Below are 25,118 nucleotides of genomic sequence, written 5' to 3'. Positions count from 1 at the left end.
GCCGGGGGTTCCACCCTACGACGGCGCCCACGGCGACGCGCGAGGGATTCGGGTCACGACGCGGGCGCGCGCCCCTCGTCATCCTGGAGGCGTTGCTCCCGCTTTACGATGTTCGGGTAACCACCGCATGAGCTCGCCGCGTCCCCACCCGCAGGAGTTCACGCCGAACGGCCGAGGAGCACGAGTCCGTGACGAGCGATGCAATAGCCCGCCCGGCACCGGCGGCCCAGGCCCCTGCGAGGGCGGCCGTGCCCCGCGCGGCCGGGCCCTGGCTGGTGGCCTCCGGGCTGTTCCTCGTCTACCTCGTCCTGTCCGTCGGCCGGTTCCGGCGCATGGACTGGGCCTCATGGGACCTGGGGATCTTCGAGCAGGCGATCCGCGCCTACGCCCACCTCCGGACGCCCGTCGCCGACCTGAAGGGGCCTGGGGCCAACATCCTCGGGGACCACTTCAGCCCGATCATCGCGCTCGTCGCCCCCGTCTACCGGGTCTTCCCCGGGCCCGTCACCCTGCTGGTGGTACAGGCCGCGCTGTTCGCGCTCTCCGCGGTCCCGGTGACCCGGGCGGCCTCCCGGCTCCTCGGCCGTCCCCGCGGGATCGCCGTCGGCGTCGCGTACGGCCTGTCCTGGGGCGTCCAGCGGGCGGTGGAGTTCGACTTCCACGAGATCGCCTTCGCCGTGCCGCTGCTTGCCTTCGCCCTGGAGGCCGTCCTGGCCCGGCGCTGGCGGGCCGCCCTGCTGTGGGGGCTGCCGCTGCTCCTCGTCAAGGAGGACCTCGGCTTCACACTGGCCGCCCTGGCCGTCGTGGTGGCCTGGCGCAGCCGCACCACCGACCGGCGCACCGCCTGGGCCGCGCTCGGCCTCGCCGCCGCCGCCTGCGTGTTCGCCGTACTGGTGTTCACCGTGTTCATACCGGCGTTCGCGACCGACGGATACGGCTACTGGCACAAGATCGACGGTGCGGGGCCCTTCGCCGGCACCGGTACGAAGCTGGCCACGCTGGGATGGGTGCTGATCCCCACCGCCGGGCTGCTCGCCCTGCGCTCGCCGCTGCTGCTCGTCGCCGCACCCACCCTCGGCTGGCGGTTCCTGTCCGGGGACGACCACTACTGGTCCACCGACTGGCACTACAGCGCCGTGCTCATGCCCGTCGTGGCCCTCGCCCTCGTGGACGCCATCGACACCGTCCGGCGCGGCGAGCGGCCCTGGCTGCGCTCCTACGCCCTCCAGCTGCCCACGGCGGTGCTCGCCGCCGCCCTCGCCCTGGCCATGACCAGCATGCCGACGGCCAAGCTCACGGAGGCGTCCACGTACGACAAGCCCGACCGCGTCGTCGCGATCGAAAAGCTCCTCGACCGGATCCCCGACGGGGCCACCGTGGAGGCCGACACCACCCCGCTGACCCGGCTGACCTCCCGCTGCCGCGTCCTGTGGATCGGCGGCAGCAAGGGCGTCGTCCCCGACTGGATCACCATCGACAACGGCAACAAGTGGGCCGGGGAGGACCCGACCCACTACGCCTCCCAGCTCCACCCCGGCGAGCGGTACACCCTGGTGGGCGAGGCCGGCGGGATCGTCCTGATGCAGCGCGACAGCGCCGGCTGACCCGGCCGGCGCCGGCCCGTGCCGGACGCGGGAAGGGCGCAGGCCCGGGACCGTTGTGTCCCGGGCCTGCGCCTGCCCCCGTACGAACGCGGCGCCGGCTACTCGCTCGCGATCGCGTTCAGGACGTTCATCCGTCCTGCCCGGAAGGCCGGGACCAGTGCGGCGAACAGGCCCACGAAGGCCGACGCCGCGAACACCCCGACGATCGTCGGCCACGGGATCTCCAGGACCTTCAGGCCCTCCAGCGCCAGCAGCTGCTGCGCGGTGGCCCCCCAGCCCATGCCCAGCCCGAGGCCCAGCAGGGCGCCGAAGAGGGCGATGACCACCGACTCCAGGCGGATCATGCGGCGCAGCTGGCGGCGGGAGAGGCCGATGGCGCGCATCAGGCCGATCTCGCGGGTCCGCTCGACCACCGACAGGGCCAGGGTGTTCACGACGCCCAGGACCGCGACGATGATCGCGAGGCCGAGGAGTCCGTAGACCATGTTCAGCAGCTGGCCGACCTGGTCCTTCAGCGCCTGCTTGTAGTCGGCCTGGTTGCGCACCACGTACTGCGGGTACTCGCCCAGGGCCGCCTTGACCGACTTGTACGCGGCGGCGTCGGACTGTCCGTCCTGCGCGGTGGCCAGGAGCATGAAGGGCAGCGGCATCCGGTCCGCCGGCACGTTGGCCCGGGCGGTCTCGGTGCTGATGTACGCCATGCCCTTGTCGAGGTTGCCCTCGTCGCTGGTGATCGCCGCGACCTTCAGCTTGACCGTCTTGCCGCCGGTGAAGGCGACGGTCATCTCGTCACCGAGCTTGATGTTGTGCTTGGTGGCGTAGAGGGAGCCGACCGACATGGAGCCCGCGCCGTAGGCCGCCGTGTGCTCGCCGGCGGTCATCTTGCGCCGGATGTCCTTGGCGTACGTCGGGTCGGTCGCGCCGAGTCCGGTCTTTTCGGTGGTGCCGTCGGGCGCGGTCAGCTCGACCTCGACCTGCCGGTAGGCGGTGACGTGGTCGAGGCCGGCGGTGGCGCGCAGGGCCTGCTCGGCCTGCGGCAGGACGGGCTGGCCGGACTCGGAGGCGACGATGTAGTCCGCGCCGACCGACTTGTCCAGCTCGTCGGTCGCGGAGGCCACCATCGAGGAGCCGACCACCGACAGGCAGGCGACCAGCGCGAGGCCGATCATCAGCGCGGCGGCGGTGGCGCCGGTGCGGCGCGGGTTGCGCAGGGCGTTGCGCTCGGCGAGCCGGCCCACGGACCCGAAGGGCCGCAGGACCACGCCGGAGAGCACCCGCACCACGCCCGCGGCGAGCAGCGGGCCGATCACGATGAAGCCGATGAGGGTGAGGACGACGCCCAGGCCCAGCCAGAGGGACCCGGCCCCGGCCTTCTCGGCGGCCCCGGCGAGGTAGAGGGCGCCGCCGCCGACGGCGGTGAGGACCAGGCCGAGGACGGCCCGGACGCGGCCGGCCCTCTTGTCGCCCGGGGTGCCGGACTCGCGCAGTGCGGCCATCGGGGAGACCTTGCCGGCCCGGCGGGCCGGGACGAAGGCGGAGACGACGGTCACGACGATGCCGAGGACGATGCCCACGACCGGGGTGGTCCAGGCGACGGTCAGGTCGTCGGTGGACAGGTGCATGCCCATCTGGCCCATGAGCGCCATGAGGCCGACGGCCAGGCCCACGCCCGCTGCCACGCCGAGGACCGAGCCGACCACGCCGAGCAGGAAGGCCTCGACGACCACGGACTTGAGGACCTGCCCGCTGTCGGCGCCGATGGCGCGCATCAGGCCGATCTCGCGGGTTCGCTGGGCGACCAGCATGGAGAACGTGTTGAAGATCAGGAAGATGCCGACGAGGAAGGCGATGCCGGCGAAGCCGAGCATCACGTACTTCATGACGTCGAGGAAGGCCCCGACGTCCTTGCGGTTCGCGTCCGCGGCTTCCTTGGCGGTCTGCAGCTTGTAGGCGTCCGCGCCGACGGCACTCGCGATGTTCGCCTTGAGCTGCTCGTCGCTCACCCCGTCCTCGGCGGTGACGTTGACGTGCGTGAAGGAGTCGGGCGAGCCGAGCAGCGCCTGCTGCGCGGTGGCGGTGTCGAAGTAGACGACGGCCGCGCCCGGGTTGGTCACGGTGAAGGTGGCGATACCCGTGATCTTCGCGCGGATGTCACCGGTGACGGCGATGGTGCGCAGCTCGTCGCCGAGCCCCAGCTCGTGTTTCTTCGCGGTGTCGGCGTCGACCATCACCTCGGTGGGACCGCGCGGCGCCCGACCCGAGGTGATCTTCATCGACTTGAGCTCGTTGTCGCTCCAGTTGCCCGCGATGGTAGGGGCGCCGGTGGTCGAGCCCATGTTCTCGTTCTTGGAGTTGACCACCGTGACGGCCGTCGAGACGACGCCGCCCTCGGCGGCCTTGACGCCTTCGGCCTTCCCGACCTGCTCGACGACCGAGCCCGCCAGCATCTCGGGCTTGCCGCGGTCGGGGGTCTCGTCCCCGCTCTCGGCGGCCTTGGGGCTGACCGTCACATCGGAGTTGGTGACGGCGAACAGCTTGTCGAAGGTGGTGTTCATCGTGTCGGTGAACACCAGCGTGCCGCAGACGAAGGCGACGGAGAGCAGAACCGCGACGGCCGAGAGCGCCATCCGCCCCTTGTGCGCGACGAAGTTGCGCCGCGACGTCTTCAGGACCGTGTTGCTCATGAGGTCCGCCCGCGCGCGTCGAAGTCCTTCATCCGGTCCAGGACCTGCTCGGCGGAGGGCGCGTGCATCTCGTCGACGATCCGGCCGTCGGCCAGGAAGATGACACGGTCGGCGTAGGAGGCCGCCACGGGGTCGTGGGTGACCATGACGATGGTCTGGCCGAGCTCGTCCACCGAACGGCGCAGGAAGCCGAGGACCTCGGCGCCCGCGCGGGAGTCCAGGTTTCCGGTCGGCTCGTCACCGAAGATGATCTCGGGTCGGGCGGCGAGGGCGCGGGCCACGGCCACACGCTGCTGCTGGCCGCCGGACAGCTCGGTCGGACGGTGCTTGAGCCGGCCGGCCAGGCCGACGGTCTCCACCACCCGGTTCAGCCACTCCGCCTCGGGCTTGCGGCCCGCGATGTCCATGGGGAGCGTGATGTTCTCCAGGGCGTTGAGCGTGGGCAGCAGGTTGAAGGCCTGGAAGATGAAGCCGATCCGGTCGCGGCGCAGCCGCGTGAGCTTCTTGTCCTTCAGCCCGGTGATCTCGGTGTCGTCCAGGTGGATCTGCCCGCTGGTCACCGTGTCCAGGCCGGCGAGGCAGTGCATGAGCGTGGACTTGCCGGAACCCGACGGACCCATGATCGCGGTGAACTGGCCGCGCATGATGTCCACGTCCACCTCGTCGAGGGCGACGACACGCGTCTCGCCGGAGCCGTAGGCCTTGACGACCTTCCGCGCCCGGGCCGCGACGGCAGCATGCCCTCCAGTACCCCCGTGCCTGGTTTCGGTCATTGCCGTTGTCACGGTCTGTCTCCTTCTTCGAATGCGTGCATCTCGTGCGTGCGTCGCCGTGTTGAAGTCTGCGGCGCCACGGCCTACGGCGCGCTGGTGCCCGTAGCCGTATCCGGCCGGGGGTTATCCCCACCCGCACCCCCGGTTCGTATGCTCCAGTTAAGGAGACGCCCTACGCCTCCACCTCCTCCGCCGGGAGGAAACACCCCTGGCCCGTAGTGTGGACAGACCCCTAGGGGTCGTCCGCCCTCCGGACGACGCGGCCTGAGGGATACCGCCCGCAGGGCGGCGGTGAGATGGTGTCCCCCGCAACTACGTGCAAGGGGAAGGAATCTCGGTGCCCGCAGCGGACAGCACGGACGGAGGCCCGGACGGCATACCCGCCGGACGTCCCGGCGCCGGCCCCGATGCCGCCGTTTCGGCCAAGGACGCGAACGCGGACGGAGCCGGCCGGCCGGCCGGACGACGCCCCCCGACCCCCGTGGTCGTCTCGCTGATGCTCGGCATGGCCCTCGTCGCCCTCGACAGCACCATCGTCGCCACCGCCGTCCCCCAGATCGTCGGCGACCTCGGCGGCTTCTCCGTCTTCTCCTGGCTCTTCTCCGGCTACCTGCTCGCCGTCACCGTCACCCTGCCGGTCTACGGCAGGCTGTCCGACACCTTCGGCCGCAAGCCCGTCCTGCTCTTCGGCATCGGCCTCTTCCTCCTCGGCTCGCTGCTGTGTGCGGCCGCCTGGAACATGGCCGCCCTCATCGCGTTCCGCATCGTCCAGGGCCTCGGCGGCGGCGCCCTCCAGGGCACCGTCCAGACCCTGGCCGCCGACCTGTACCCGCTGAAGGAACGCCCGCGGATCCAGGCCCGCATGTCCAGCGTCTGGGCCACCTCGGCCGTGGCCGGACCCGCCCTCGGCGGGCTGCTCGCCTCCTACGCCCACTGGCGGTGGATCTTCCTGATCAACCTGCCGCTGGCCGCCCTCGCCCTGTGGATGATCACCCGCCACCTGACCGAGCCCGTCCGCTCACCAGGCCGCCGCGGCCCCGTCGACTGGGCGGGCGCCCTCGGCGTCTTCTGCTGCGGCGGAGTCCTCCTCTTCGCACTCGTCCAAGGCGGAGTCGCCTGGCCCTGGCTGTCCGCACCCTCCCTGGGCCTGCTCGCCGCGAGCGCCGTACTGGCCGCGGTGGTCGTCCGGGTGGAACGCCGGGCGCAGGAACCGATCCTGCCCGGCTGGGTGTGGCGCCGGCGCACCATCGCCGCCGTCAACCTGGCCATGGGCGCCCTCGGCCTGCTGATGGTCGCCCCGATGGTCTTCATGCCGACGTACGCCCAGTCCGTACTCGGCCTCGGGCCCGTCGGCGCCGGACTCGTCATGTCCGTGATGACCCTCAGCTGGCCCGTCACCGCAGCCCTCAGCCAGCACGCCTACCGGCGCATCGGCTTCCGCAACACCGCGGCCCTCGGCATCGCCCTGGCCGCGGCCGTCCTCTACTCCTTCACCCTCCTCCCGTACCCCGCCCGGCCGTGGCAGCCGGCCCTGATCATGCTGCTGCTCGGCGCCTCCCTCGGCCTCTTCCAGCTCCCGCTGATCGTCGGCGTCCAGTCCACCGTCGGCTGGGCCGAACGCGGCACCACCACCGCCTCGGTCCTCTTCTACCGCCAGGTCGGCCAGAGCGTGGGCGCCGCCCTGCTCGCCGCCGTCGCCAACGCCACCATCGCCGCCCGCCTCACCGACGCCCCCGCACCGGGGCTCCCGCACCACCTCGACGACGTCGCCGAGGCACTGGAACACCCGGCCCTGCTCCCCCCTGCAGCCGCCGACCACCTGCGCGGAGCCGTGGCCGCCGCCGTCGAGCACATCTTCCTCGGCGCGACGGCCGCCGCAGTGGCCGCGCTCCTCGTCCTGCTCCTGGTGGCACCCCGCAGGTTCCCGGTCCTCCCGGAACTGCGTGACGAGTAGCCGGAGAGCCGCCTTGTCATGACCAGGGCAGTGGGCGACCCTCGTACGCAGCACCGTCATCCGGGGGGACACCATGGCATCCGCACTGTGCGCACTGCTCTTACTGGCCGCGCTGGCCGGCCCGATCTGCCTGCGGCTGCGCACCAGCCCGGCCTTCGTCACCGGCCGCGACGGCCGGCTCTCCACCTCGACCGCGATCGCCCTGGCCTGGACGGTGATCCTGGTCTGGCTCCTGCTCGCCCTCCTGGGCTACGGCCTCACCGCGGGCGGCGGCGTGAGCTGGTTCCGCGGCGCCGACGGCCCGCTGTCCACCCTGACGACGGTGTACCTGCCCCTGCTCGGCGGCCCGTACCTGGCGCTGATCGCGGCCAAGACGGTCGTCGGCCTGCGCGTGGAACGCGGCAGCCTCGCCAAACCGGCCGCCCCGCCCACCGAGTCGGGCCGGCGCCCGCTGCGGGAACTCATCGCGAACGACAGCGGACGCACCGACCTCGTCGACCTCCAGTACGTCACCCTCAGCACGGTCACGATGCTCTACGTCGTCCTCTTCTTCCTCGCCGACGTGGGCGCGGGCCTCCCCCGCCTCCCCGAGGAGATCTGGGCCCTGACGGGCGCCCCGGCAGGCGCCTACCTCCTCAACAAGATGGCCACCCGCCCCAACCCGGTCATCACCGCAGCCTCGGTCTCCGGCGACCGCCTCACGGTCGAGGGCGGGGGCTTCACCACCGACCCGGCGGGCCGCCCACCCCTCGTCACGGTCGACGACACGGCGCTGGAGGCACGGCCCGACCCCCTCACCGGCGCCCTCACGACCACCCTGCCGCCGACGGTGAAACCTCCCCTGACGGTGGTGGTCACGGCCCGCGGCCTACGCAGCGACCCGTACCGCTACGAGGGCCCCGCCATCCCGGCACACCTCACCGCGGGCGACCACGGGCGGCCCGGATGACGGCGTCAAGGCCGAGGCGTGGCAACGCCGGCAGTTCCGGCCCGAGGAGGACGACGTCGTCGAGATCGGTGCCGCCGCGATGCCCTGGTACGGGACACCGGTCCGGATGCGCCGGCATCCACGGCAGGCCCGACGGCGTGCCGTTCACGGCGCAGGCCCGGAGCAGATCCCTCCCGGGACGCCGCCGGAACGTCCACTTCGCCCCGGACGACGGACGGACCCTGTCGCTCGCGGTGCACCGCCTCCACCGCTCCTCGCCCGGCGGACGGCCGGCACGGCCACGGTGATCCCGCGCAGCCGCGGCAACGACTGCGAGACGGCCGCCCCCACCCAGGCGGGACGCCACCCCTCCTGCGCTTCGTCACCGTCGCAGGACTCGACCGCTGCTCGACCCGCCCCGCTCGCACCTCTCGCGGCCGGGCCGCGACGGACCGCCCTGGACGGCGGACGCGGGCCGAGACCGGGAACCATCCCAGGCCGGGGGCGGGGGCGGGGGCGGGGACGGGTCGGTGCCGTCCGGGACGCGGGACGTGATGTGTCCGTGCGGCAGGAGCCCGCGAAAAGGACTGCGCTCCCGGAGCCGTACCTCATTGCAGTCCCGGACGGCGCCCACCCCGGCACCGGCACCGGCACCGGCACCGGCCGCACCCGCGAGGCCGCCGGCCGCCCCGCCCGGGCAGGACAGGGAGGGCAGGGCAACGGCCTCATCCCTCCGCAGGAGCCCTCCCCGTCAGCGCCGACAAACTGGCCCGCACGTGCGCCATATGGGCCCGCATCTCCTCCTGCGCCTCCGCGTGCTCCCGCAGCACCCGCTCCGTCTCACGAGAGATCCGCTCCTGCGCCACCCGCGCCTGCGCCAACAGCTCCGCGGCCCGCGCCTCCGCGTCCTCCTGACCGTGCCGCGCCGCCTCCTCCGCCTCCGCGAACCCCCGCCGCGCCTCCGTCAACCGCGCCTGCGCGTACCGCTCCGACTCCGCGTGGCGCGCGTCCGCCTCCGCCTCCCGCGCCGACAGCTCCCGCCCCACCGCCTCCCAGCGCTCCCCCTGCTCCCGCTCACGCTCCACCCGCGCCGCTTCCGCCCGCCGCCGCACCTTCGCCAGCGCCGCCGCCGCATCCGCCCGCCACGCCGCCGCGTCCTGGAGCGCCCCCGCCCGCAGGTCGTCCGCTTCCCGTTCCGCCCGCAACAGCCCCTGCCGCGCCCGGACCTCGGTCTGCTCGCGCACCGCCTCCGCGTCACCGCGCGCCAGTTCCGCCACCCGCTCGGCACGCGCCCCGGCCGCGTCCAGCGTCGCGGACACGTCCGCCCGCGCCTCCATCCGCACGGCCTCGGCCTCCTCCTCCGCCAGCAGCAGGATCCGCCGGGCGCGCTCGCCCAGCTCGTCGTACGTCTGCGGGGCGAGCCCGGCCACGACCTCCCGCAGCCGCGCCGCCTCCGCCTCCATCTGCTTGGCCAGGACCGTGAGCCGCGCCACCCGCTCCCAGGCCTCGTCACGGCTCCCGGAGAGCCGGGCGAGATACCGGTCGACCTCTTCCATGCGGTAGCCGCGACCGCGCACGGTCGCAATGGGTGCACTCATCCTGATGCGCCTCTCTCGCGGGGATTCCCGTCAAGGATGCGCCATTTGATCCCTGAAGCCCGAATGGCCGGGCCGAGACCCCCTCCGAGGGTCCCGACCCGGCCACTCAACGGATCACGCGACCACGCGACCCCGAGATCAGACGGACGTCACAACAGCCCGTCCCACATCTGCTCCAGCAGCACCGACCACCAGCTCTCGGGCGACGCCAGCGCCGCACTGTCGAGCCCCGCCAGATTGGCCTGGAAATCGACGGTCCAGCGGCCCGCCTGCTCCGGCGTCAGATGCTGGCGCAGCCGCCACATGTGACCCAGCATCGCCATCGAGCGCACGAACTGCGGCAGGCTCGAATTCACGAACTGCGGCGGCACCGGAGCGCCACCCGGCCCGCCCTCCACCGGCACCGCCACGATGTGCGCGGTCCCGTACTGCACGCACAGCGCCTTGCCGAAGTCGCTGCCGATCACGAGGTACGAGCCCGCGTCCGACGCCGGCTGCACCTGCCGCTGCGCCGCCAGCTCGGCCAAGGTCGGCACCGGCTGCCCCGGCACCGCCTGCGCCCAGAAGAACGGCCCGAAATCGACCGGCAGGCCGGCCCACATCAACGTCTGCGCCACGATCTCCGGCACACCCTGACGGGACACCGCCCGCTGGTCGAAGCGGAACACACCCTGCGGACCGAACGCCGCCGCCAGCTCCTGCCCGATCGCATCCAGCGGGATCGCCGGCTGCAGCGGAACCTGCGGAAGCGGCGCACGCACCGGCGCCGGGCGCGCCGGACCGTCCGCGACCTGGTGCAGCTCGCCCTGGTGGGTGAGCAGGTGCCGCATGCCCTGCTGGCGGCCCGCGTGGTCCTTCCCGTACGGAGCCACGCTGGTGATCCGCACCTGCGGCCACGTCTCCCGGATCATCCGGGCGCAGTATCCGCCGGGCAGCTCACAGGACTCCAGCTCGGTGTGCAGCTCCAGCACCTGCTGCGGCGGCACGTTCATCGCGCGCAGCTCGTAGAGGATCTGCCACTCCGGGTGCGGGGTACCGGGCGCCGAGCGGCGGATGAGCTGCTGCTCGGAACCGTCGGGAGCGCGGTAGCGCAGCACGGCCTGGTAGCCGGGGCCGACCGTGGGCGCCCCCGTCGGGGCCTGCGGCTGGGCCGCGGGCCCGCCCGGAGGCGGGCCGGGCGGGCCGGGCGGCTGCGGGACACCGGGACCCGCGAGCATCGTCGCGGCATGGTCGAGCCCGCCCCCGGGCGCACCGGGAGCCCCCGGCGGGCCGGGCGGCTGCGGGACACCGGGACCCGCGAGCATCGTCGCGGCGTGATGGGCCCCGCCGCCGGGCGCACCGGGAGGTCCGGGCGGACCGGGAGGCTGGGGCGCACCGGCACCCGCCCCCGGCGCACCGGGAGGGCCGGGGGGCGCCGGCGGCTGACCCGTCACGGCCGGACCGGCCAGCATCGTCGCCGCATGGTCGAGCCCACGCCCCAACGACCCGGGTGCCCCGGGCGGACCGGGAGGCGCGGGCGGCTGACCCGGAGCACCGGGCGCACCGGGCGGACCCGGAGGCGCCGGCGGCTGACCCGTCACCGCCGGACCGGCCAGCATCGTCGCCGCATGGTCGAGCCCACGCCCCAACGACCCGGGTGCCCCGGGCGGACCGGGAGGCGCCGCCGGCTGCCCCGCGCCCGGGGCCGCCTCGGCGCCCGGACGCGAGACCCGGGCCCTGCTCGTCGGCGCGTCCGCGATCTCCTGCGGCGAAGACCCCAGCGCGGGCACCACGGCCGTCCGCGGCAGCTGGCTGCCACCCGGCATCAGCGTCGTCTTCGCCTCGGGAGCAACCCCCGAGGACGGCGCGTCCTCCAGGTCCGACCCGGACAGCGGCGGCGCGAACACGGTCGCCGGCAGCGGCACGGACGCGTCGTCCGAGCCGGAGTTCACATCGGTACCAGCCCACGGTGTGGCCCCGGTCGGCACCGCCGCCGCGGGCGTCGCCGGAACGCCGTCGTTGGCCGTCGGCTCGTACGGGATCTCGCCCCCGCGCCGCAACGGCACCGCGTCCGCAGCACCCGGCACCACGGACGGGCCGGACTCCGCCGAAGCCGAAGCCGAAGCCGAGTCCGAAGCGGACACCGCAGAAGAACCGGAGCCCAGGCCGGCACCAGAGCCGGAACCGGAAGCGGGACCGGAACCGGCAGCCGGCTCCGGGGACGCCGAAGCCGCGGCCGGCCTGGGCGGGATCCCCGCCCGGTCCGCCGCCTCCTGCAACCACTCCGGAGGACTCAGCATGAACGACGTCTGCTCCGAGTCGATCCGCGGAGGCGGAACCGAAGCCTCCGAGGCCGCGTTGGCAGCCACCGCCCCGTACTCCTCCTCGTACCGGCGAATCACCTCACCGACCGGCAGCCCCGGCCACAACGTCACCTCACCGCTGTCCCGGGCGATGACCAGCCGCTGGCGGCCGCCCCCCGACACCGGACCCGCCGCACGGTCCTCCGCCCACACCACGAACCCGAGCCCGAACTCCCGTACCCGCACCTCCCGGTGCTGGTACGCGGGCACGTCCCCATTGATCCACTCCTCGGCGCGCTCCTGCGCCTGCGCAAACGTCACCACCGCGCCGTCACCCCTCATCCGAACCGGCACGCGCCACCGGAACCGAACGTGCGAATCCGCCGTCCACCATCAGACCGGCCACCGTCTCCAGTTCCGGCGGGTTGCCCGCCAACCTCTCCAGAAAGGCGTCGAAATCACCGCCGCACGGCAGCAAAAGCCGCTCCACGCGCTCCTGCACCGACCATCCGTCCTGGTCACGCGCATCGTCGTACGGGGAGAACCACACCGACCCGGCGCCCTCGCCCTTCACCTTCAGCGCGAGCAGCCCGCCCTGCGCGAAGGCCACGCACAGGTAGTCCTTCGTCAGGTGGTCGCGCAGGCACTTGTTGACGTAGACGAGGTCGTTGACGGCCGCCTCCTCACGCACCGTGAAGAACGGCTGGTCCACCAGCAGGCCGAGGTCAACGTCCAGGCCGGCACCCACGGGCGCACAACCGCCCGCCGCCTTCAGGAACGAGCGGTACGCCTCCGGCAGCCGGTAGCCGAGGTCCTCCTCGACGCCCTGCACCTGGCTCTCGGAAACGGACACCACGGACTTCGGCAGCCCGATGTGCGCCGGACGCACCTCCTGCAACGGCCGCGTCCCACGCTTCTCGTGGTCCACCGGAGCCGTCGCCAGACCCGCGTGATGCCGCAGCAGCGCCTTCACCTCGACCGGGACCAGCTCCATGCGCCGCGAACCCGCCACGTGGTGCCAGGTCCAGCCGTGCGGGGTGCCCACCGGCCCGACCGTGTCCCACAGCTCGTGCCCCGCGGCCTTCATCGCCGCGTTCGCGGACACGTAGTCCGTCAGCCGCAACTCGTCGACGCCGAAACCCTCGGGCGGTTCGGCGATCTCCACCGCTGCACGCGCGTAGGCGGAGAAGTCCGGATACCCGTCACCGTCCATCCGCACTCCGTGGGGATGCCGAGCGGCCCGGACCGGGTCCGGGAAATGCACGACCTGCCCCGAGTAAGCGGCGTTGGGTGGCGCGGCCTGCTGCCCGAGCCGACCTGTCGTCATGGCGGTAGCCCCCTGCTGGATCTGGCTGGTTCACCACAGCCTATGCGCTGGGGCAAGAGGCTCCCCCGCCCGCGACCCGCACACCAGCCCGACGGCCAGGAACATCCGAATTGATACGAAAATTCGACCCCGCTTCCGTATGACAGATGACATTTGGCAGGCTGTCCCCGCAGCACGGGGGCGTGCGCGACAGCGGTCACCACCGCCGCCACGGGAGGGAAAGCGCGACCATGCAGAACACGGCAACACGTACCGAACCGGGCGACGGCACCGCCGACGCGGCAGGCACACCCGCCGAAGCGGGCACCGCCACCGGCGACCCCCGCCTGCGCTGGAGCAGCAGCGACGGCCGGCCCACCCCACCCGTCCTGCGGTTCCGCCGGGACGGCATCCTGCCCACCGTCGCCGCCGCGCTCTCCGTACGCGGCGAGACCCTCACCGGCACCGCCGGCAAGGCCGACCAGCCGCCCGCGCTCCACCCCCTCGTCCAGGACTTCCTGGACACCCTCACCAGCGGCCAGCGCGAACGCTTCACCGGCCGATGCCCCGAAGCGATACTGCTCTCCCGCCACCTGGCCGCCGTCGAGGCAGCCCGTTCCCGGCGCGCCTCCCGCAAGCCCCTCTCACCCAGCGAAGCCCGCCGCTCCCTCAAACACGCGAAGATCACCGCCCGGCGCATCCGCGAGGACGGCGACCCCCTCCACGGCAGCTACGCGCCCCCCTGCCGCTCCTGCGACGCCCTCCTCGCCCACTTCGGCGTACGCCCCGTCGACCTCACCCCAGCCGAGTAGCCATGACCACCACCTCCGCCTCCTACGACCGCTCCTCCACCACCCGATTCCCGGTCGCGGTGGACTCCGCGCTGCGGACCGCAGGCTGGGAACCCGGCCGCTGGGACGCCAAGCAGGCCGAGTACTGGGCCGACGCCCTCCGGGACCACACGACCCCGGCCGGCCACCGGCACACGGTCTTCCCCGCCGCCGTCGAGGCCTGGGCGGAGTTCGGCGGCCTCACCGTCACCGCTCCCGGCCCCGGCCGCCAGATCGCCCCGACCCCGGTACGGATCGACCCCCTCACCGGGCTCCACCTGGCGCGCACCTTCGCCGACCTGGGGCGGGCCCTGTCCACCCAGCTCTGCCCCCTCGGGGTCGAGGCCGACGGGAGCTCCCACCTCGCCCTCGACCGCGAAGGCCGCGTCTACGGCATCGACCACACCGGCGACTGGTACCTCGGCTCCACGGTCGACGAGGCCCTCACCCTCCTCCTGACGGGCCTCCAGCCGACGCGCCTGACCACCCACCCGTAACCCCTCCCCGCCCCGCCGGGCACCGGCCCGGCGGGGCGGGGCGGGGCTGGGCGACACTCCGGGGGGGGCACCACCCCACACAGAACCAGCCCGACCGCGCCGAGCCCAAGACCCGCCGAAGCTCCGGCAAGCGGCCACCCCGGCGGGGGCCGGCCTCGTGGCCCGGCTAGTGGACCGGCAGGACCGCCGAGACCCTGAAGCCGCCCGCGTCCGTCGGACCGGACACGAAGACCCCGCCCAGCCCGAGCACCCGCTCCCGCATCCCGACCAGCCCGTTCCCACCGCTCGGCAGGCCGACCCCGTCGGCCTGCCCCTCGCACGGCCCGTTCTCCACCTGCATGGCCACCTCCCCCTCCCGGTGCGCCAGCCGCACCACGACCCGCGCCCCCGCGGCGTGCTTGTGGCAGTTGGTGAGCGCCTCCTGCACCACGCGGTACGCCGTCTGCTCCACCTCCGCCGCGTACGCCGCCCCCTTGCCCTGCACGACCATCTCGACGACCATCCCGGCCGCCCGTGACTGGCCGACCAGCGCCTCCAGTTCCTGCAGCGAAGGCCCCTCGTCCGCGCCGCCCACGAGCGCGACCGGCCCGACCGGCACCGCCGCGGCGGCGGCCGCCACCGCCACGGCCGGCTTCGGCGGCGCCGCCCGCAGCACGCCGAGCATCTCCCGCAACTCCGTCAAGGCCTGCCGCCCCATGTCCCCCACCAGCGCGGCGTTCTTCGCCGCCCGCGCCGGGTCCTTGGCCGCCACCGCCTCCAACGCGGCGGCGTGCACGACCATCAGCGACACCCGGTGCGCGACCACGTCGTGCATCTCCCGCGCGATCCGGGTCCGCTCCTCCGTACGGGCCCACTCGGCCCGCTCCTCCGCCCGGTCCGCCAGCAGCGAAAGCTCCCGCTCCAGCGAGTCGGCCCGTTCCTGCAGGCTCTCCATCAACCGGCGCCGGGCGCCTATGTAGAGCCCGAGCAGCATGGGCGGCACGGTCAGCGCCACCGCGACGAACCCGGACAGCGAGACCACGAGTGCCGGATCGGCCTCCACGTCCCCGCGCGTCTTGAGGTACATCACGACGAAGGTCGCGACCAGCGACATCGAGGCCAGCGCGGCGATGATCCGCCGGGGCACCTCGGACGAGGCCAGCGAGTACATGCCCGCCACCGAGAGCAGGAACCCCATCTCGGCGGGCGCCACGGCGATCCCCACCAGCACCACGGCGATCGGCCAGCGCCGCCGCAGCACCAGCGTGGCCCCCACCACTGCGCCGAACAGCACCCCGGCGGCCACGGGTATCCCGGCCTCGTGCGCGAAGCGGATCCCCTCCCACGCGCACTCCCCCGCGGACACCGCGGCCAGCGCCACGTCCACCACTGCGTCCCGTCGGCGCGCCCACCACCAAGGCGGCCCGGCGCTGCCTTCCACTTCCCCCGTACTGGTCATGCCGTCCAGCGTACGCAGGCGTCCCTACAGACCACCGACAGAAATTCCCCGACCTGACAGCCCTCGCACAAACGAGTGAATCAACCGCATCATGAGACCTGAATCCCGCATTCCGGACGACATTGGCACCATGACCGAGATCCGACGTCGCATCGGCGACGGGACGGGCGGCCTCCGCACGGGCGCCGCGACCTTCGAATCCCTGCGCGAGCAAGCGGTGGCCCTCCGCCGCGAGGGGCTGAGCCGCCGCGCGATCCGCGACCGCCTGGCCGTCCACAACAACGACCTCCTGAACGCCCTGCTCCAGGGCGAGCCGCCACCCGAATGGACGAAACGCCCCAACGCGAAGGACGCCCTCCGCGCCCGCGCCCGCGAGCTCCGCCTCCAGGGCCTCACCTACGACCGGATCCAGTTGGAGCTCGGCTGCTCGAAGAGCTCGATCTCCCTGTGGGTCCGCGACCTCCCCCGGCCGGAGCGCCGCTCCGCGGCCGACCAGGCCCGGCTCGCCAGCCGCAAACGCTGGGACCACGAGCTGGCTGTCCGGGACGCCGCACGCCAGGAGACCAAAGAGGCCGCGAGGGACGCCATCGGCCCCCTGTCGGAGCGAGAGCTGTTCCTGATCGGCGTCGGCCTCTACTGGGCCGAGGGCGGCAAGGACAAGCCGTACGCCCGCCGCGAGAAGGTCCAGTTCGTCAACAGCGACCCCGGCATGGTCCTGACGTTCCTGGCGTGGCTGAACCTCCTGGGCGTCGACCCGGACGACATCCGGTACAGCGTGGTGATCCACGAGAGCGCCGACGTCCCCATGGCGGAGCGCTACTGGGCACAGCTCGTGGGCGTCAGCGCGGAACGCTTCCACAAGACGTCACTCAAGCGGCACAACCCGAAGACGGTCCGCAAGAACACCGGTGAGGGCTACCACGGTTGCCTGGTCGTCCGGACGCGGCAAGGCGCCGATCTCTACCGTCGCATCGAGGGCTGGTGGTGCGGCATAGTAGGGGCTGCATCGCAACTCACTCCGAGAAATCGGACATAGCGGTCCATCCCGGGTCGTATAAGGGCAATACGTCAGATTTTGGTTCTGATCATGGGGGTTCGAGTCCTCCCCCGGGAGCTCCATGCATGTTCGGGTCCTGACCGCCGGTCGGGACCCGGCCTCGTTTCACGGCGTTAACGCCCCGGTATCCTTCACGGGTCCACCCCCGAAGCCGAAGGGCACACCCGTGAGCGCCAACCGCCCGGCAGCCGTCGTCGTACTCGCAGCGGGTGAAGGCACCCGCATGAAGTCGGCCACACCCAAGGTTCTGCACGAGATCTGCGGGCGCTCGCTCGTCGGTCACGTCGTCGCCGCCTCCCGCGAGCTGGACCCCGAACACCTCGTCGTGGTCGTCGGGCACGCCCGGGAGCAGGTCACCGCGCACCTGGCCGGCATCGACGCCGACGTCCGCACCGCGATCCAGTACGAGCAGAACGGCACCGGCCACGCCGTCCGCATGGCCCTCGAAGAGCTCGGCGGGCCCGTCGACGGGACCGTGATCGTCGTCTGCGGCGACACCCCGCTGCTGACCGGGGAGACCCTGGGCCGGCTCGCGCAGACGCACGCCGCCGACGGCAACGCCGTCACCGTGCTCACCGCCGAGGTGCCCGACTCCACCGGCTACGGACGTATCGTGCGCGACGCCGGCGGCGCTGTGACCGCGATCGTCGAGCACAAGGACGCCACCGACTCCCAGCGCGCGATCCGCGAGATCAACTCGGGCGTCTTCGCCTTCGACGGCGCCCTGCTCGCCGACGCGCTCGGCAAGGTCCGCACCGACAACAGCCAGGGCGAGGAGTACCTCACCGACGTCCTCGGCATCCTGCGCGAGGCCGGTCACCGGGTCGGCGCGGCCGTCGGCAGCGACCACCGGCAGATCCTGGGGATCAACAACCGCGTGCAGCTCGCCGAGGCCCGCGGCCTGCTGAACGCGCGCCTGCTGGAGCAGGCCATGCTCGCGGGCGTGACGGTCGTCGACCCGGCCAGCACCTTCGTGGACGTGACCGTGACTTTCGGCCAGGACGCGATCGTGCACCCCGGTACGCAGCTCCTGGGCGCCACGCACATCGCCGAGGGCGCCGAGGTGGGCCCCAACACCCGGCTGCGGGACACCCGGGTGGGCGCGGGCGCGCGCGTGGACAACACGGTGGCCGAGAGCGCGGTGGTGGGCCCGCAGGCGAGCGTGGGTCCGTTCGCGTATCTGCGTCCGGGCACGACGCTCGGGGCGAAGGCCAAGGCCGGCACGTACGTCGAGATGAAGAACGCGACGATCGGCGAGGGCACCAAGGTGCCGCACCTGTCGTACGTGGGCGACGCGACGATCGGCGAGTACACGAACATCGGCGCGGCGAGCGTCTTCGTGAACTACGACGGTGAGCACAAGCACCACACCACCGTCGGCTCGCATTGCAAGACGGGGTCGGACAACATGTTTGTGGCACCCGTCACGATCGGGGACGGGGCCTACACGGCCGCCGGGTCCGTGATCACGAAGGACGTGCCGCCCGGTGCGCTGGCCGTGGCCCGTGGCCAGCAGCGGAATATCGAGGGCTGGGTGGCTCGCAAGCGTCCGGGAAGTGCCGCCGCCACGGCTGCGCAGTCGGCGGCCTCGGAGGATTCCGAGCGCCCTTGAGGTGAACTGACCGGAAACAGGTACGTCTCGAACGGCGTACCGTGATAGGTGCACGCAATTCGGCTGGCTCACCGTGTGCGGGACGGACGCACATGGGGGCGAGCAGCTTCAACACGTCTGAGGAGACAGTGCTGTGACCGGGATCAAGACGACCGGCGAGAAGAAGCTGATGCTCTTCTCCGGCCGCGCCCACCCCGAGCTGGCCGAGGAGGTCGCGCACCAGCTGGGAGTCGGCCTCGTGCCGACCAAGGCTTTCGACTTCGCGAACGGTGAGATCTACGTTCGCTTCCAGGAGTCGGCGCGCGGCGCGGACTGCTTTTTGATCCAGAGCCACACGGCTCCGATCAACAAGTGGATCATGGAGCAGCTGATCATGATCGACGCGCTGAAGCGCGCGTCGGCGCGTTCCATCACCGTGATCATCCCGTCCTACGGGTACGCCCGGCAGGACAAGAAGCACAAGGGGCGCGAGCCGATCTCGGCGCGTCTGGTGGCGGACCTGCTGAAGACCTCGGGTGCGGACCGCATCCTGACGGTCGACCTGCACACGGACCAGATCCAGGGCTTCTTCGACGGTCCGGTGGACCACCTTTCGGCGCTGAACGTCCTTGCGGACTACGTGGGCGCGAAGGTGGACCGCACGAAGCTGACGATCGTGTCCCCGGACGCCGGCCGCGTGCGGGTGGCGGACCGCTGGTGCGACCGGCTGGACGCGCCGCTGGCGATCGTGCACAAGCGCCGCGACAAGGACGTCGCCAACCAGGTGACGGTCCACGAGGTCGTCGGTGAGGTCAAGGGGCGCGTCTGCGTCCTGGTCGATGACATGATCGACACGGGTGGCACGATCTGCGCCGCGGCCGAGGCGCTCTTCGCGCACGGTGCGGAGGACGTGATCGTGACGGCGACGCACGGCATCCTGTCGGGTCCCGCGGCCGACCGCCTGAAGAACTCGAAGGTGAGCGAGTTCGTCTTCACGAACACGCTGCCGGACCCGTCGGACCTGGAGCTGGACAAGATCACGGTGCTGTCGATCGCCCCGATGATCGCGCGTGCGGTCCGCGAGGTCTTCGAGGACGGTTCGGTGACGAGCCTGTTCGAGGAGCAGCAGTAGTCGCTGCGTAGATCCTTTTGAAGTGCGGCCTCCCCGCCGGGTAGACTCATGAAGTTGCTCGGCGAGGGAGGCCGCACTTCTGTGTGCGGTGCTCCGTTATCGACGCGCTCTTCGTAGCAGGCCGTTTCGGCCGGGTGACTTCCGTTTCGTTTCGTCACCCCACGAGGAGTGAGCATGTCCGAGGTCAAGCTTTCCGCCACCCTGCGCGACACCTTCGGCAAGGGCTCTGCCCGCCAGGCCCGCCGCGACGCCCTGACCCCCGGTGTCATCTACGGTCACGGCACGGACCCGCAGCACGTCAACGTCGAGGCCCACGGCCTGATGATGGCGCTGAAGACCCCGAACGTCCTGCTGTCCCTGGACATCGCGGGCAAGGGCACCGAGCTGGTCATCCCGAAGGCCGTGCAGCGCCACCCCCTGAAGCGCACCATCTCGCACGTCGACTTCCTCATTGTCCAGAAGGGCGAGAAGGTCACCGTCGAGGTTCCGGTCGTGACCGAGGGCGAGCTGGCCGCCGGTGGCAACCTGCTGGAGACCCTGCTGACCACGATCTCCGTCGAGACCGAGGCCACGCACATCCCGACCGAGATCACCGTCTCGATCGCGGGTCTGGAGGCCGGTGCGACCGTGCACGCCTCCGACCTGAAGCTTCCGGCCGGCACCACCCTGGCCGTCGAGGGTGAGACCGCCGTCCTGCAGGTCGTCGCCCCGCAGGCCGAGGAGCCGGCCGCCGAGGGTGCGACCGAGGGCGCCGAGGCCTGAGCCTCGCCCGTTGCTCTCAGCAGTTGCTGACCGACCGCCGTCCGGCTCCACTGGAGCGGGACGGCGGTCGTCTTCGTTCTAGGCGGTAAGGAGCTTTTGATGTCGGACGACGCGGCGCCCTGGTTGATCGTGGGCCTGGGCAATCCGGGTGCGGAGTACGCCGGGAACCGCCACAACATCGGGTTCATGGTGGTCGATCTGCTGGCGGAGCGGATCGGCGGGAGGTTCAAGGCACACAAGGCGCGGGCCCAGGTGGTCGAGGGCCGGATGGGGCCGCCGGGGCCGGCGAACCGCCGGGTGGTGCTGGCCAAGCCGATGTCGTTCATGAACCTGTCGGGTGGGCCGGTGACGGCTCTGCGGGACTTCTACAAGGTGCCGTTGGAGCGGATCGTGGCGGTGCACGACGAGTTGGACATCGACTATCCGACGTTGCGGCTGAAGCTGGGCGGCGGGGACAACGGGCACAACGGTCTGAAGTCGATGACGAAGTCGATGGGCGCGGACTACCACCGGGTGCGGTGCGGCATCGGGCGGCCTCCGGGCCGGATGCAGGTCGCGGACTTCGTTCTGAAGGACTTCTCCTCCACGGAGCGCAAGGAGCTGGACTGGTTCGTGGACCGGGCGGCGGATGCGGTGGAGTGCCTGGTCGCGGAGGGTCTGGAGCGGGCGCAGTCGGCGTACAACGGGTAGCGGCTTCCGGCATCTTCACAGGGGACAAGTAGGCCGGAGCGGGTCAGTTCATAGCAAATATGTGCGTCTGGCCCTTGACCGGGGCGGTGTCGCATCAGCATGCTGGCGCCGCCGCCCCCCATGGCCCCGTGTTTCCCGCTCTCCCCAGAGGTGCCTCGATGCTCCGTTCCCCCAAGCGCTGGGCGGCTGTTGCCACTGCGCTGCTCCTCTCCGCGTCCGCCGGCCCGGCGTTCGCCGCCGACTCCTACGAGGTGCCGCTGCACCAGGCGAAGGACCTGCCGATCTACGCGGCGCAGTACAAGGGCAAGCCCGGTGAGACCTGCGCGTCCGTCCCGGCCACGAAGGACGGCTGGCACTTCATCGCGCCGGGCAGCCCCAACGAGGTCTCCTTCGTGAAGCTGACGGTGAAGTTCGAGCCGGGCGGCGAGCAGGTGATCACGACCTTCGGTCCGCCGAACGAGAACCACGCGTACGCGGCTTCGGAGCCCGGCGCGAAGCTGGTCTCGGCGGTCGCCCTGGTCGAGGGCACCACGGGCGGCGGCAAGAAGCTGGAGTGGTTCAACCTCTCGCACACCTGCCCGTCGACGGCGACGACCGAGCCGACGCCTTCGCAGTCCTCCACCGAGCCGGTGCCGTCGACGTCGACCTCGGCTTCGACGTCGCCGAGTTCCAGCACGTCGGCCTCGCCGTCGACCTCGGCGAGCACGAGCACGAGCCCGTCGTCCTCGACGAGCACGTCGCCTTCCTCGTCCGTGTCCTCCCCCGTTCCGTCCGCGTCGGCGTCGGTTTCCGGCGGTACGACCGGTGGTGACCTGGCGAAGACCGGTTCGGACGCTCCGGTCGGGCTGCTCGCCGCGATGGCGGCGGCGCTGATCGCGGCGGGTGCGTTCCTGGTGGTCCGCCGTCGCCGGTCCGGCGCCGAGGGCTGAGCCCCGTAGTACGCAGCAAGAAAGAGGGGGGTCTCCCGCGCCGGTGTGCGCGGGAGACCCCCCTTTTTTTCGGGTGTGTGCGGCGACCGGGGTCAGCCGGTGTTGCGCAGGCCTGCGGCGACGCCGTTGACGGTGAGGAGCAGGGCCCTGGAGAGGAGCGGGTCGGCTTCTTCGCCGCGGGCGGCGGCGGCGCGCTGGCGGGCCAGGAGGGAGACCTGGAGGTAGGAGATGGGGTCGAGGTAGGCGTCGCGTACGGCGAAGGTCTGCTGGAGGACGGGGTGGGAGTCGAGGAGCTTCTCGCCTCCGGTGATGCGCAGGACCTCGCGGACGGTGAGTTCGTGCTCGGCCTCGATGCGGGTGAAGACGTGCTTGAGGTGGTCGGGGACGAGGGTGTCGACGTAGTGGCGGGCGATCCGCAGGTCGGTCTTGGCCAGGGTCATCTCGACGTTGGACAGGAAGTTGCGGAAGAAGTGCCAGCGCTCGCCCATCTCGGTGAGGGCGTCCTCGTGGCCGGCTTCGCGCAGGGCCTTGAGGCCGGAGCCGACGCCGTACCAGCCGGGGACGATCTGGCGGGACTGGGTCCAGCCGAAGACCCAGGGGATGGCGCGCAGGCCGTCGAGGCCGGCTCCGGAGTCGGGGCGGCGGGAGGGCCGGGAGCCGAGGTGGAGGTCGGCGAGCTGGTCGACGGGGGTGGCGGCGAAGAAGTAGGCGGGCAGGTCGGGGTCTTCGACGAGTTCGCGGTAGGCGGCGTGGGCGGCGTCGGAGACGGTGTCCATGGCCGCGTCCCAGCGGGCGAGGGCCTCGTCGGACTGGCGGGGCGCGGTGTGCAGGGCGGAGGCCTGCAGGGTGGCGGCGACGGTCAGTTCGAGGTTCTCGCGGGCCAGCGACGGGACGAGGTACTTGTCGGAGATGACCTCGCCCTGTTCGGTGACCTTGATCTCGCCTTCGAGGGTGCCCCAGGGCTGGGCGAGGATCGCGTCGTGGGAGGGGCCGCCGCCGCGGCCGACGGTGCCGCCGCGGCCGTGGAAGAGGCGCAGGCGGACGCCGTAGCGGTGGGCGACGTCGCGCAGGCGGCGCTGGGCGCGGTGGATCTCCCACTGGCTGGTGGTGATGCCGCCGAACTTGGAGGAGTCGGAGTAGCCGAGCATGACCTCCTGGACGTCGCCGCGGAGGGAGACGAGGCGCCGGTAGGAGGGGTCGGCGAGCATTTCGTCGAGGATGACGTCGGCGGCTCGGAGCTCGTCGGTGGTCTCCAGGAGCGGGACGATGCCGATCTTGGCCCAGCCCGCGTGGAGGTCGAGGAGGCCGGCCTCGCGGGCGAGGACGGCGGCGGCGAAGACGTCGTCGGCGCCCTGGCACATCGAGATGATGTAGGACTCGATGACTTCGGGGCCGAACTTCTCGAAGGCGTCCTTGACGGCGCCGAAGACGCCGAGGGTCTTGGCGCCGGCGGCGTCGAGGGGGGCCGGGGTGGGGGCCAGCGGGCGGCGGGAGCGGAGCTCCTTGGCCAGGAGCTTCTGCCGGTAGTCGCGGGGCATGTCGGCGTAGCGCCAGGATTCCTCGCCGAGCCGGTCGAAGAGCTGGCCGAGGGCGTGGTGGTGGGCGTCGGCGTGCTCGCGTACGTCCATGGTGGCGAGCTGCAGGCCGAAGGCGGCGAGGGTGCGGATGGTGCGGTCCATGTGGCCGTCGGCGAAGAGGCCGCCGCGGTGCTCGCGCAGGGAGGTCTGGATGAGGGTGAGGTCGGTGAGGAATTCGGCGGTGCCGAGGTAGTCGCGGCCTTCCTCGTGGGGGATGCCCTTGGCGAGGCGCTCGCGGGTGTTGAGGAGCTTCTGGCGGATGCAGGTGGCCTTGAGCCGGTAGGGCTCTTCGGCGTTGAGCCGCTTGTAGCGGGGGCTGATCTCGGGGAGGCGTTCGAGGTCGGCCTGGAGGGAGGCAAGGAGTTCCTCGGTGGCTCCGGTGTAGCGGATGGAGTTGGAGAGGAGGCTGCGCAGGAAGTCGACGAGTTCGAGGGCGTCGGTGATGCCGTGTTCGTGCTGGAGGATCAGCACGTCGCGGGTGACGTCGGGGGTGACGTTGGGGTTGCCGTCGCGGTCGCCGCCGATCCAGGTGCCGAAGGTGAGGGGGCGGGTGCCGGCGGGCAGTTCGATGCCGACGCGGCGCAGTTCGGCGGCGAGGTCCTCGAGTACGTCGCCGACGGCGCCGGCGTGGAGTTCGTCGAGGTAGTAGATGGCGTTGCGGGCCTCGTCGGCGGGTTCGGGGCGGACGACGCGCAGTTCGTCGGTCTGCCAGACGAGGTCGATGTTCTCGGCGAGGCGGAGGTCGTGGCGGCGGCGGTCGCCGGCGCCGGTGACGGGCTCTTCCAGGAGGGCCGCGATGCGGCGCAGCTTGTTGAGGACGCTGCGGCGGGCCGCCTCGGTGGGGTGTGCGGTGAAGACGGGGCGGACGTTGAGGTTCTTGACCGTCTCGCGCAGGTGCTCGGGGTCGGCGTCCTTGAGCATGTCGGCGGTGCGGGCGAGGAGGCCGCCTTCGGCGGCGCGGTGGGCGCGCAGTTCCTTGCCGCGGTGGACCTGCTCGGTGATGTTGGCGAGGTGGAAGTAGGTGGAGAAGGCCCGCACGAGCTTGGCGGCGGTCTCCAGGTCGGTGTCGCCGAGGAGGGCGGCGGCGGCTTCGCCGTCGGTACGGGTGAGGGCGCGGACGCGTTCGACGAGGTCGAGCAGGTCCTGGCCTTCCTGGCGTACGAGGGTCTCCCCGAGGAGGTCGCCGAGGCGGCGGATGTCCGCGCGCAGTTCCGCGTTGGCGGTGGCGGCCGGGGTGACGGGGGCCTGCTGGGTGGCCAGGGGGGCCTTGTCAGCACTGCTCACAGGTGCGGCTCCTTGCAGTGTTCGAGCGCTACTGGGCGGTGGGCTCCCGGCCGTGCGCGGCGTGGACCCTTCGGACTCCGTCCGGGGGACCGCCGCTTCCGAGGCGTGGCTCGGGCTGCCCGTGCGGACCGCGCTGTCCGACGGGGAACAGGATAGGTGTCCGATGCCCGTGCCTGGGCAAACGTCTCATAGGCCGAGTCGT

The 25,118-nt window shown here is 72.2% G+C and carries 18 protein-coding genes and 1 tRNA gene; 12 read left to right on the top strand and 7 right to left on the bottom strand.

Annotation, left to right across the window (positions count from 1 at the left end; genetic code table 11):
• Positions 1–188 precede the first annotated feature (188 nt).
• Positions 189–1,604, top strand: coding sequence for a DUF2079 domain-containing protein (locus ACZ6JS_RS17125; RefSeq protein ID WP_469298664.1), 1,416 nt, complete (start codon positions 189–191; stop codon positions 1,602–1,604).
• A 98-nt stretch (positions 1,605–1,702) separates the two neighbouring features.
• On the opposite strand, the gene ACZ6JS_RS17120 is transcribed toward ACZ6JS_RS17125, so the two are convergent.
• Both ACZ6JS_RS17120 and ACZ6JS_RS17115 read right to left on the bottom strand, forming a co-directional pair.
• Positions 1,703–4,288 carry an ABC transporter permease gene (locus tag ACZ6JS_RS17120; RefSeq protein WP_469298662.1) on the bottom strand — a complete coding sequence of 862 codons (2,586 nt, stop codon included), beginning with the start codon at positions 4,286–4,288 and terminating at the stop codon, positions 1,703–1,705.
• Positions 4,285–5,061 (bottom strand): ABC transporter ATP-binding protein, encoded by a 777-nt coding sequence (locus tag ACZ6JS_RS17115; RefSeq protein ID WP_469298796.1) that lies wholly within the window; start codon positions 5,059–5,061, stop codon positions 4,285–4,287. Before ACZ6JS_RS17115 ends, ACZ6JS_RS17120 begins: the two co-directional genes overlap by 4 nt.
• Before the next feature lie 337 nt (positions 5,062–5,398).
• Between ACZ6JS_RS17115 and ACZ6JS_RS17110 the strand changes: the two genes are divergently transcribed.
• Positions 5,399–7,015, top strand: a complete 1,617-nt coding sequence (locus ACZ6JS_RS17110) for an MFS transporter (RefSeq protein WP_469298661.1) — start codon at positions 5,399–5,401, stop codon at positions 7,013–7,015.
• Between the two features lie 73 nt (positions 7,016–7,088).
• The gene (locus tag ACZ6JS_RS17105) at positions 7,089–7,964 is read left to right on the top strand and encodes a hypothetical protein (RefSeq protein WP_469298659.1); all 876 of its coding nucleotides are present in this window, start codon (positions 7,089–7,091) and stop codon (positions 7,962–7,964) included.
• Positions 7,965–8,668: 704 nt separating this feature from the next.
• Here the strand turns inward: ACZ6JS_RS17105 and ACZ6JS_RS17100 are convergent.
• From ACZ6JS_RS17100 to ACZ6JS_RS17090, 3 genes are all read right to left on the bottom strand, one after another.
• Positions 8,669–9,541, bottom strand: a complete 873-nt coding sequence (locus tag ACZ6JS_RS17100) for a cellulose-binding protein (RefSeq protein ID WP_469298657.1) — start codon at positions 9,539–9,541, stop codon at positions 8,669–8,671.
• A 149-nt stretch (positions 9,542–9,690) separates the two neighbouring features.
• Positions 9,691–12,147 (bottom strand): SUKH-4 family immunity protein, encoded by a 2,457-nt coding sequence (locus ACZ6JS_RS17095; RefSeq protein ID WP_469298655.1) that lies wholly within the window; start codon positions 12,145–12,147, stop codon positions 9,691–9,693.
• A gap of 7 nt (positions 12,148–12,154) precedes the next feature.
• Complete coding sequence (locus tag ACZ6JS_RS17090; protein WP_469298653.1) at positions 12,155–13,150, bottom strand: SMI1/KNR4 family protein; 996 nt, start codon at positions 13,148–13,150, stop codon at positions 12,155–12,157.
• 230 nt (positions 13,151–13,380) lie between these two features.
• On the opposite strand from ACZ6JS_RS17090, the gene ACZ6JS_RS17085 reads away from it, so the two are divergent.
• Both ACZ6JS_RS17085 and ACZ6JS_RS17080 read left to right on the top strand, forming a co-directional pair.
• The gene (locus ACZ6JS_RS17085) at positions 13,381–13,941 is read left to right on the top strand and encodes a YwqJ-related putative deaminase (RefSeq protein ID WP_469298651.1); all 561 of its coding nucleotides are present in this window, start codon (positions 13,381–13,383) and stop codon (positions 13,939–13,941) included.
• Between the two features lie 2 nt (positions 13,942–13,943).
• Positions 13,944–14,456 (top strand): SUKH-3 domain-containing protein, encoded by a 513-nt coding sequence (locus ACZ6JS_RS17080; protein WP_469298649.1) that lies wholly within the window; start codon positions 13,944–13,946, stop codon positions 14,454–14,456.
• A gap of 166 nt (positions 14,457–14,622) precedes the next feature.
• Here ACZ6JS_RS17080 and ACZ6JS_RS17075 read toward each other — a convergent pair whose 3' ends face one another.
• Complete coding sequence (locus ACZ6JS_RS17075) at positions 14,623–15,894, bottom strand: sensor histidine kinase (RefSeq protein ID WP_469298647.1); 1,272 nt, start codon at positions 15,892–15,894, stop codon at positions 14,623–14,625.
• A gap of 130 nt (positions 15,895–16,024) precedes the next feature.
• Here ACZ6JS_RS17075 and ACZ6JS_RS17070 point away from each other — a divergent pair, with 130 nt between their 5' ends.
• The 7 genes from ACZ6JS_RS17070 to ACZ6JS_RS17040 all read left to right on the top strand — a co-directional run bounded on the left by ACZ6JS_RS17070 (position 16,025) and on the right by ACZ6JS_RS17040 (position 22,055).
• Positions 16,025–16,930: a hypothetical protein gene (locus tag ACZ6JS_RS17070; RefSeq protein ID WP_469298646.1), complete on the top strand. Its 906-nt coding sequence runs from the start codon at positions 16,025–16,027 to the stop codon at positions 16,928–16,930.
• A 7-nt stretch (positions 16,931–16,937) separates the two neighbouring features.
• Positions 16,938–17,008, top strand: a tRNA-Gln gene (locus ACZ6JS_RS17065).
• A 109-nt stretch (positions 17,009–17,117) separates the two neighbouring features.
• Positions 17,118–18,563, top strand: a complete 1,446-nt coding sequence (gene glmU, locus ACZ6JS_RS17060) for a bifunctional UDP-N-acetylglucosamine diphosphorylase/glucosamine-1-phosphate N-acetyltransferase GlmU (RefSeq protein WP_469298644.1) — start codon at positions 17,118–17,120, stop codon at positions 18,561–18,563.
• A gap of 133 nt (positions 18,564–18,696) precedes the next feature.
• Entirely contained in the window at positions 18,697–19,674 is a 978-nt protein-coding gene (locus tag ACZ6JS_RS17055) for a ribose-phosphate diphosphokinase (protein WP_030027111.1), read from the top strand.
• Between the two features lie 174 nt (positions 19,675–19,848).
• Complete coding sequence (locus ACZ6JS_RS17050; RefSeq protein WP_469298642.1) at positions 19,849–20,436, top strand: 50S ribosomal protein L25/general stress protein Ctc; 588 nt, start codon at positions 19,849–19,851, stop codon at positions 20,434–20,436.
• A 99-nt stretch (positions 20,437–20,535) separates the two neighbouring features.
• Positions 20,536–21,126, top strand: a complete 591-nt coding sequence (gene pth, locus ACZ6JS_RS17045) for an aminoacyl-tRNA hydrolase (protein ID WP_469298641.1) — start codon at positions 20,536–20,538, stop codon at positions 21,124–21,126.
• A 158-nt stretch (positions 21,127–21,284) separates the two neighbouring features.
• Positions 21,285–22,055 carry an LPXTG cell wall anchor domain-containing protein gene (locus ACZ6JS_RS17040; protein WP_469298639.1) on the top strand — a complete coding sequence of 257 codons (771 nt, stop codon included), beginning with the start codon at positions 21,285–21,287 and terminating at the stop codon, positions 22,053–22,055.
• A gap of 92 nt (positions 22,056–22,147) precedes the next feature.
• Here ACZ6JS_RS17040 and ppc read toward each other — a convergent pair whose 3' ends face one another.
• The gene (gene ppc, locus ACZ6JS_RS17035; protein WP_469298638.1) at positions 22,148–24,916 is read right to left on the bottom strand and encodes a phosphoenolpyruvate carboxylase; all 2,769 of its coding nucleotides are present in this window, start codon (positions 24,914–24,916) and stop codon (positions 22,148–22,150) included.
• Positions 24,917–25,118: the final 202 nt, after the last annotated feature.

Source organism: Streptomyces sp. NPDC046349 (genome assembly GCF_055587885.1).
The sequence above is the reverse complement of the archived record's forward strand: the minus strand, read 5'-3'. Positions and strand labels throughout refer to the sequence as shown.